The sequence below is a fragment of the Algoriphagus aquimarinus genome (assembly GCF_007997215.1).
Classification (GTDB): Bacteria; Bacteroidota; Bacteroidia; order Cytophagales; family Cyclobacteriaceae; genus Algoriphagus; species Algoriphagus aquimarinus_A.
The window spans coordinates 85,864-94,630 of record NZ_VORW01000017.1; the positions used below are offsets into that span (position 1 = coordinate 85,864).

The 8,767-nt window shown below is 40.2% G+C and carries 8 protein-coding genes; 7 read left to right on the top strand and 1 reads right to left on the bottom strand.

Annotation, left to right across the window (positions count from 1 at the left end; translation table 11 throughout):
• The first annotated feature begins 7 nt into the window (after positions 1 to 7).
• Both ESV85_RS17695 and ESV85_RS17700 read left to right on the top strand, forming a co-directional pair.
• A complete protein-coding gene (locus tag ESV85_RS17695) occupies positions 8 to 2,056 on the top strand; it encodes a M16 family metallopeptidase (protein ID WP_146919956.1) in 2,049 nt (682 codons plus the stop codon).
• Positions 2,057 to 2,062: 6 nt separating this feature from the next.
• Positions 2,063 to 2,791 (top strand): outer membrane lipoprotein-sorting protein, encoded by a 729-nt coding sequence (locus ESV85_RS17700; RefSeq protein WP_146919958.1) that lies wholly within the window; start codon positions 2,063 to 2,065, stop codon positions 2,789 to 2,791.
• A gap of 56 nt (positions 2,792 to 2,847) precedes the next feature.
• Here ESV85_RS17700 and ESV85_RS17705 read toward each other — a convergent pair whose 3' ends face one another.
• Entirely contained in the window at positions 2,848 to 4,494 is a 1,647-nt protein-coding gene (locus ESV85_RS17705; protein WP_146919960.1) for a M61 family peptidase, read from the bottom strand.
• Positions 4,495 to 4,632: 138 nt separating this feature from the next.
• On the opposite strand from ESV85_RS17705, the gene rpmH reads away from it, so the two are divergent.
• The 5 genes from rpmH to ESV85_RS17730 all read left to right on the top strand — a co-directional run bounded on the left by rpmH (position 4,633) and on the right by ESV85_RS17730 (position 8,270).
• Positions 4,633 to 4,791: a 50S ribosomal protein L34 gene (gene rpmH / locus ESV85_RS17710; RefSeq protein WP_092900477.1), complete on the top strand. Its 159-nt coding sequence runs from the start codon at positions 4,633 to 4,635 to the stop codon at positions 4,789 to 4,791.
• Positions 4,792 to 4,838: 47 nt separating this feature from the next.
• The gene (gene rnpA, locus ESV85_RS17715; RefSeq protein ID WP_146919962.1) at positions 4,839 to 5,261 is read left to right on the top strand and encodes a ribonuclease P protein component; all 423 of its coding nucleotides are present in this window, start codon (positions 4,839 to 4,841) and stop codon (positions 5,259 to 5,261) included.
• A gap of 140 nt (positions 5,262 to 5,401) precedes the next feature.
• A complete protein-coding gene (locus ESV85_RS17720) occupies positions 5,402 to 7,063 on the top strand; it encodes a S41 family peptidase (RefSeq protein ID WP_146919964.1) in 1,662 nt (553 codons plus the stop codon).
• Positions 7,064 to 7,068: 5 nt separating this feature from the next.
• Positions 7,069 to 7,764, top strand: coding sequence for a tRNA (adenosine(37)-N6)-threonylcarbamoyltransferase complex dimerization subunit type 1 TsaB (tsaB, locus tag ESV85_RS17725; RefSeq protein WP_146919966.1), 696 nt, complete (start codon positions 7,069 to 7,071; stop codon positions 7,762 to 7,764).
• The gene (locus ESV85_RS17730; RefSeq protein WP_146919968.1) at positions 7,761 to 8,270 is read left to right on the top strand and encodes a DUF2480 family protein; all 510 of its coding nucleotides are present in this window, start codon (positions 7,761 to 7,763) and stop codon (positions 8,268 to 8,270) included. Before tsaB ends, ESV85_RS17730 begins: the two co-directional genes overlap by 4 nt.
• Positions 8,271 to 8,767: the final 497 nt, after the last annotated feature.

The following is an 8,767-nucleotide window of genomic DNA, read 5'->3' on the forward strand; positions in this document are numbered from 1 at the left end:
AAATGACATGTTAAAAATAACAATATCCTTTGTATTGAGCCTTTTGGTGTCTGTCGCGAGCTTTGCTCAGGTGGACAGAAGTCAATTCCCAAAAGCTGGGCCAGCGCCCGTAATTAAAATAGGCGAGGCAGAGACTTTTACCCTGGACAATGGGCTGAAAGTTTTTGTAGTAGAAAATGATAAGCTCCCTCGAGTTTCATTCACGCTAGTACTTGAAAGAGATCCTTTATTTGAAGGCGATAAAGCCGGTTTGACGGGTTATGTAGGTCAGATGATGATGGCAGGTACTACCAGCCGGACCAAGGATCAGATAGACGAAGAAGTTGATTTTATTGGAGCTAACCTCGGTGTTTCCGCTACTTCCGTTTCTGCATCCTCACTTAAAAAGCATCAGGGCAAAATTCTTGACTTGATGGCTGATGTGTTGTATAATCCTGTTTTTCCTGAAGAAGAATTGGAGAAATTGAAGAAGCAATCGCTGACGGCTTTGGCTACTAGTAAGGATGAGCCAAATGCTATATCGGGTAGACTTTCCAATGCGATGGTGTACGGAAAAGATCATCCTTATGGCGAAGTAACTACTGAAGCTTCACTGAGTAACGTGAGTGTGGAGGATTTGAAAACTTATTATAAAACATTCTTCAAACCGAATATTGCTTACTTAGCTATTGTGGGTGATATGAGTAAGGCGGAAGCGGAGAAAGTAGTGAAGGAGCATTTTTCAAAATGGAAAAGTGGAGATGTGCCGAAATTCACCTATGATGCTCCGGCTCCAGCGACCAAAAATGTTGTAGGCTTGGTGGATCGCAGTTCATCTGTGCAAACTGTGATTGATATTGCTCAGCCGATTGATTTGACGCTTGGTGATGAGGAATATATTTCAAGTAGAGTTTTGAATCAAATCTTTGGTGGAGGATCTTCATCAAGACTTTTCATGAATCTTCGCGAGGACAAAGGCTACACTTATGGAGCTTATTCTTCATTCGCTGCTGACAAACTTATTGGACAATTCTCTGCTAGCGCTTCAGTTCGTACAGAGGTGACGGATTCTGCAGTCTATGAATTCATCTATGAAATCAACCGATTGGTAAAAGATGGAGTAACTCAGGAAGAATTGGATAAGGCGAAGGCTAACCTAGCTGGCTCATTTGGAAGATCTCTAGAAAGCCCGGCAGCGATAGCGAATTTTGCCTTGAATATCGAGCGGTATGATCTTCCTAAAGATTACTACGAAACATATTTGCAAAAAATGAATGCTTTGACCGTCGCTGATATCAACAAAACTGCTGGCGATCTGATAGATCCAAGTAAGCTTTATATCACTGCAGTAGGTAATGGTACAGAGATTAAGGATAAACTGGCACAGTTTGGAGAAGTGACGATGTATGATAATATGGGCTTTCCCGCCAAAGAAATGGTAGCTGTGGATGCTGATATGACTTCTGAAAAAGTGATTGAAAATTATATTGCTGCAATAGGGGGGATGGATAAAGCAAAATCCATCAAAGCTGCGAAACTAGAAATGGTAGCAGAAGTGATGGGTACACAGTTAACCATTCAATTAATCCATGATGATGCAAATATGAGATTTGCACAGAAGACGCTTGTGGGAGGAAATGTAATGCAAACTTCCGTAGTGAAGGATGGTAAAGGGACTGCAAGTGTGCAAGGTCAATCTATGGCAATGACAGACGAGCAAGTGGATGCAGCAAAGCTGGGCACCTACTTCTTACCTGAATTGCATTTCGCAGCTATGGGATATACTTTGACGTTGGACGGAATTAAGGATGTAGAGGGAACTCCTGCATACAAAGTAATCGTCACCACTCCATTAGGATCTACTGTGACTAATTACTATTCAGTTGAATCTGGATTGAAAATCAAAAATGAGAACCCTGTTTCAGGAGATACGTTCTACAGTGATTATGAGGAGAAAAACGGCGTTTTGATACCAATGACTCAGACCATCAAGTCGGCGATGATTCCTGTTCCACTTGAGGCAAAAATCACAAGTCTTGAAATCAATCCGGAATTGACTGAGGCAGATTTTAACTAAATAATAATGAAGAAAAGCATATTAGTATTAGCTCTTGGCCTGCTTGCAGCGCCATTGACTACACAAGCTAGTGTAGTAGAAAAGGAAGTTTCATCTAAACGTGTTGTTGAAAATTCTGTCAAGGAAGTAATCGATAATTACGTCAAAGCGACTGGTGGAGAGACTAAGATGAAATCAGTACGTAACATGGAAATGAACATGCAAGCTGAGATTCAGGGAATGCAACTGATTATGTCTGGAGTGACGGATCAGGAAAACCAACGGATGGTGAATGTGACCGAGATGAACGGTAATGTGGTTTCCAAGACTGTTGTAAAAGATGGAGCTGGTTCGGTGTCCGCGATGGGTCAAGAACAAGTCTTAACAGATGCGCAAGTGGCTGATGTGCTGAAAAATCAAGTATATCTGTTCCGTGAATTGTATTTGGAAGAATTAGGTATCACTGTGATATATGATGGAACTGAGGAGGTAGAGGGCGAGCAAGCTTATAAGCTGTCTTTTGAAGCTGGAGGAGATGCTAATACCACAGAATACTACAGTGTGGCTAGCGGCCTGAAGCTGCAAACGGAATCAAAAGTAGCAGGAACTATCGTATATAAGGATTATAAGGAAGTCGACGGGCTAATGATGCCAATGACTATGATCATTAAAAATAGTATGATACCGATGCCATTGGAAGCCAAGATTACTTCTATTAAGTTCAATCAGGATTTGGATGACTCTGTGTTTAATTAGAGCGTAAATGAAATATTAGTTTTAAAAGGGCTGTCTGTGAAGACAGCCCTTTTGTTTTAGCCATTTATCCAAGCTTCTCTTTTGGGATTACTTTTATTGTCAACGATGAGATGGTCTCTAAATAATTGCTCATGAGAAATCAATAATTCTATTTCTAGATTTCTACCAAATCTATCTATAGACAAGTTAATACCAGTGGATATCAGTTCTTGTGATTTAATCAAGTCACCCACCATAAGTTTCTTGGAAGCCTCACTGTTTGGGTGGAGTTTAGTAATTTTACCTTCATCCAGTTTAATTATACCGTAAGAAGAAGATAAGTTGTCTTCTCTACTTCTGGTTTCAAGTTCGAAGCCTAAAGAAGCGAGATGCTTCCCTACCACAGGGAAAATATCTTCTTTACCTGTGATAAAATCATCATAGAATTGATTGAAATAAATAGGGTGTTCCGTTTGTGAGAGCACGACTTCCCAAACCTCATCTAGGCTGTAGCCGATTTTAGGTTTCCCGAAACGCTTCCACAGTATCTTCATCACTTCATGGAGAGTAGAGTTTTCATCCAAGAGCATCGCATCCAGGCAAAAGGCGATCAAAGCACCATGGGTGTAGATGCTAACCTTTTTATCAGGAATTCCAGCAACATACCCGTCTATCCATAGATCAAAGCTAGATTCTAGAATGGATTGATTCTGCCAACCAAAGTTCACGGATTCTCTGTTCAGCACTTTTTCAAACGTTTCACAGTATTCTCTCAACGAGAAATAGCCAGATTGTAGAAGGAAAATGTCTCCCATGTAAGTTGTAACTCCTTCTACTATCCATCCAGCTTCGTGATATGCTTCTTTTGAGAAGTCGTAAGGCATAATTTCTTTTGGTCTGATCTGACAGACATTCCAAGCATGATAGAGTTCATGACAACTCACACCCATGAGTTCATTCATATGCATTCTATCTACCAAGCTTTCTGCAGGCCCAAAGGTGATTACCGTGCCTCGCTGATGCTCCACTCCATGGTAGTGAGGATAGGGCAGGAGTTGATAGATGAAATGATATTCATCAACTGGGAATTCCCCGAAAGCCTCGATTTGCTTTTCTGAGAACCGTTGGACGTTTGCTTTAAACTCAGCTAAATCAAAATGGACTTCCCCATGAAACCACAGATGGAATATTACATCATCGATTTCAAAGGACTCATGAGTCAAACTTTGCGAAGCCAGAAAGCTTCCGTCTGCCAGTTGCTGGAAGTTGGAGGCAAATAATTCGTTATTTTCTGCTAGCAAAGTAGTGCAGGATTGGAAGTGTTTGGGATAGGCGACTTCGACCTGGATCTTTTCGTCTGACCTGCCTTCGACATCAAAACAGCAATTGACAAAGTTTAAGTATATCTGCTCGTCGTCTACCCAGCAAGAACCTGCATCCATTTTTGCACAGTAATATTCGTAGCGCACTTCGTAGTCACCCACATGATCAGGAGTGAATTCCCACAAATCTTTGGTGAGTTTAGAGGCTAAAATCTGCTTTCCTGCAGGTGAGTATACGTTGAGATTCCGAATATTTTGAACGTAATTTGCCAGCTGATATCGCCCTGCCCGCCAAGCAGGAAGTTGCAATCTTACCTGCGAAAGATGCCTCACAGGGATGAATAGCTTGATTTCTATGAATTGGGATACTGGGCTCTTTGATTTTATGTGGTATTTAATCATTGTGAAGTTGAATGATTTCAAACAAATGTTTTTTACCCTGTTTGAATTTTAAGAAATGGTACTTATCTTTGCAGTCCTTTTCAGGGGTGAACCTGGGGAACAAAGAAATAGAAAGCAATTAGATAAAGATATTCGATCATGAAAAGAACATTTCAACCTTCTCGTAGAAAAAGAAAAAATAAGCACGGCTTTAAAGAAAGAATGTCTTCTGCTAACGGTAGAAGAGTACTGAAAGCTAGAAGAGCAAAAGGAAGACATAAATTGTCTGTTTCTTCCGAAAAGACATTGAAGAAGTAATTCTTAGCACTGATAATTGTATGTTTACATGCAATTAAGTCCTTGTGATGAATTACAGACTCCCAAAAAGTGAGCGGCTTCATGCCGACAAACTTATCAAGGAACTTTTTAACGAAGGTTCCTCTTTTTTTTTATACCCATTTAAAGTCCAATTTTTTGTTAAAAAGGATCAGGGTAGTGGAACCTCGCAGGTACTTTTCTCCGTTTCGAAGAAGAAGATCAAAAAAGCCGTCGGGCGTAACTTCGTGAAAAGAAGAATACGCGAGGCTTATAGGCTTAATAAAGATCTGATCCCGCCTTCTGCACCAGCTATGTCTATTGGCTTAATTTATGTAAGTTCGGATTTGATGGAGTTCTTAGAAATTCAGACTAAAATCACTCTGGTTCTAAAAAAATTGGCCAGCATTGTAAGCGAAAACCAAAAAAAGCATGAAATCGAGCATGACCAACGTCGTCCTACACTGGAATGATTATTTGGTGCGAGATTCCATGTGACCTTTGAAATAAAATTATAAACACATGAAATCGAGCATGACTAAAAAGTCACACTCTGGGATGATTGTAAACCTTGCGAGATTCCATATGGCAATTGAAGATAAATTATAATCATATGAATAAATCATTGAAAAAATCCCTCCTGATCTTCGTATTGGGAGCATTTGTACTTACAGGATTTTTTGCATTCAAAGCTAAAAACGATAAGCTATTTGCGATAGCTAAGAATATTGACATTTTCGCTACGCTTATAAGGGAGCTGGATTCCTATTATGTGGATGATATTGATCCGGATGCTTTGGTGACTATCGGGATCAACGCGATGCTGGAAGAACTAGATCCTTATACTACCTATGTACCTGAAGAGGATTCAGACGATTATCGCATGATGACTACAGGCGAATATGCAGGGATTGGAGCTTTGATAGGTAATCGAGGCGAAGGAAGTATGGTTATTATGCCATACACAGGTTTCCCCGCTCAAACCGTTGGTTTGAAGATTGCTGATTATATTCTAAAAATAGACACAACTGACGTTACAAGCCTAGGGACGGCTGATGTATCAACACTTCTAAAAGGTCCAGCAAACACGCCTGTACATTTGCAAGTGAAACGAGATATGGATACGCTTGAATTTGACATAGTCAGAAAGAAAATCGCAATTAAAAATGTGCCTTACTATGGGAAACTTGATGAGCATACAGGATATATCAAGTTGGCTGAGTTTACTACCAATGCTTCCACTGAAGTTAGAAATGCCTTGGTTGACTTGAAAAGCCAAGGGATAGATCGTTTGGTGTTAGATGTGAGAGATAATCCAGGTGGATTGGTGAATGAAGCCGTTGAGATTATTAACCTTTTTATTCCAAAAGGTAAAGAGGTGGTTAAGACTATAGGTAAGCTTGAAAATGTGAATTACACCTATAAGACTACCAAAACTCCGGTGGATAAGGATATTCCAATGGTCGTATTGCTCAATGAGCATAGCGCCTCTGCATCAGAAATTGTTGCTGGTACGCTGCAGGATTATGATCGGGCTGTGTTAATTGGTAGAAAATCATTTGGCAAAGGGTTGGTTCAGACTACAGTACCGCTGACTTACAATGCTCAGATGAAAGTGACTACTGCTAAATACTATATTCCAAGTGGGCGCTGTATTCAGGCTATTGATTATTTACAAAGTAGAGAAAGCAATGAATTGGTTACTGTTCCTGACTCCTTGAGAAAGGTGTTCTACACTAAAAATGGCAGAAAAGTATTGGATGGTGCGGGAATAGAGCCTGACAAAAAAATGGAGCAGAAAAGCTATGCGCCAATTTCTTACAGTTTGGTGGCTAGAAATCACGTGTTTGATTATGGTACAAAGTACTTCTATGAGCACGCTAAGATTGATGATCCATCCAGCTTTTCTATCTCGGATGCAGATTATGATGGTTTTGTAAAATGGCTAGTCGGAAAAGAATACGATTACACTACCTACTTAGAGAAATCTGTGGAGGATATGCGAAAGAATGCAGAGAAAGTAGATTACTATGAAGAGATCAAAGCTCAGATAGATTTACTTGAAAAGAGAGTGAATCATAGCAAAGAGCAAGATTTGGTTACCAATAAGGAGGAGATCAAAGAAATCCTATCTCAGGAAATCGTTTCTAGGTACTACTTTCAGGAGGGAATGATCCAAGCTGGATTGCAGGGTGACGAAGATGTGATGCTTGCAAAAGAGTATTTGAAGGAGCCCGCGAAAATCAAAACCATTTTAACCGCCTCATCAAAATAGGGATTATGGCAATTATTCTCTCACTGGAGACTTCCACAACGATTTGTTCCATTGCACTTCATCAGAACGGAGTGTTGATAGGAGAGAAATCTCTAGACGTTCCAGGAGCTCATTCTGAGAAATTGATGGGGATGATAGCTACTCTCCTTGATGAATGTCAGATTACGATTGGGCAAATAAATGCAGTAGCAGTATCTGAGGGGCCAGGATCTTATACAGGGTTAAGAATTGGTGTTTCAGTTGCTAAAGGTTTAGCATTCGCGGGTGATATACCTCTGATTTCAGTTCGCACGATGAAAGCGCTGTCATACGGAGCAAAGTCATTAATAAATAACAAGGAAACGGGGTTGATAGTGGCTATGCTAGACGCTCGCCGGATGGAAGTTTATAGGGAAGTGTTTGATCAGGATTTGAATTCTGTCAGAAAACTTGACTCGGAGGTCATCGATGAGGAATCATATTCCGATTTGCTTGACAAGGGTAAAGTCTATTTTGTGGGAGATGCATTAGAGAAAGTATCAAAGGTAATTCATCAGGCAAATGCGGTTTTTCTAGATATAAAAATATCAGCCGAGTATGTAGGTGTTCTGGCTTTTGAAAAGTTTCAAAAAGGAGAGTTTGCCGACCTGGCTTATTTTGTCCCAAATTATCTGAAGGAGTTTAAAGCCCTTCAGTCCAAAAAGAATCCATTGCTTATATGAGTGAAATAATAAATAGAGTTGCAAGTAGTCCGATCATTACGATTAACCTGGAAGAGATTTATCCGAAGGAAGAACGTGTGATGTTTGATCTGAAGCCTTTTCTCTTTCAAGAGTTAATTCTAAGGGAAAAGGATTTCAGGGCAGCTCTGAAGGAAATCGATTGGGCCCAGTATGAGAATAAATGGGTAGCGATCACATGCACTGCGGATGCAATTGTTCCGAATTGGGCATTTATGTTAGTCGGTACTTACCTTCATTCTTTTGCTCGTGGCTTTGCCATTGGCGATTTAAAAGAGCTTGAAGTGATGATTTCTGAGGATTGTTTGAAAAAATTAGACCTAGAGTCATTTGTGGATAGACCAGTTGTAGTTAAAGGATGTAGTGATTTCCCCATTCCTTTATTCGCCTACGGCAAAATAATCGCACTAGTACAAAGCCGTGCAAAATCCATTATGTATGGAGAGCCATGTAGTACGGTACCGCTCTACAAAAAACAAAAGTCCTGATAATTAATGGACTGCGAAAATCCTCCCACTTTTTTATGATTTTCTTTGTGCCTGCTCTTGTCAATAAAATAAAAAGGTAGATATTTGCACTCCCAAACGAGGCGAACGGCGTCGGAAAAGGGAAGAGTTGAGAAGCTCAGAAAGTATTGAAAAATTAATTTTGCGAGGGTGCTAGGAAGTCAGGAATGATCACTTACCTTTGCGCTCCCTTCAGGACGGAAGGGGGATAAAGCGGAGAGGGGTTAGCCTCTAAGAAACTTTAGGAATTAAATTTTGGGAAGGTTATTGGAAGTTAAAATTATCCTCTTACCTTTGCACTCCCTTCAGCAAGGAAGGGAAAAAAACGGATCGGAAAACGCGAGTTACCGGGATCTGACCAGAGTCACAAATGAGTGACACTAAGTTCTTTGAAGTGATGTAAGACAAAAAAAATAGTAACCTGAGAACAGACAGGGAGAAGCTTATAGAATTTGCTTCGTGCGGTTTTATAGGCAGTG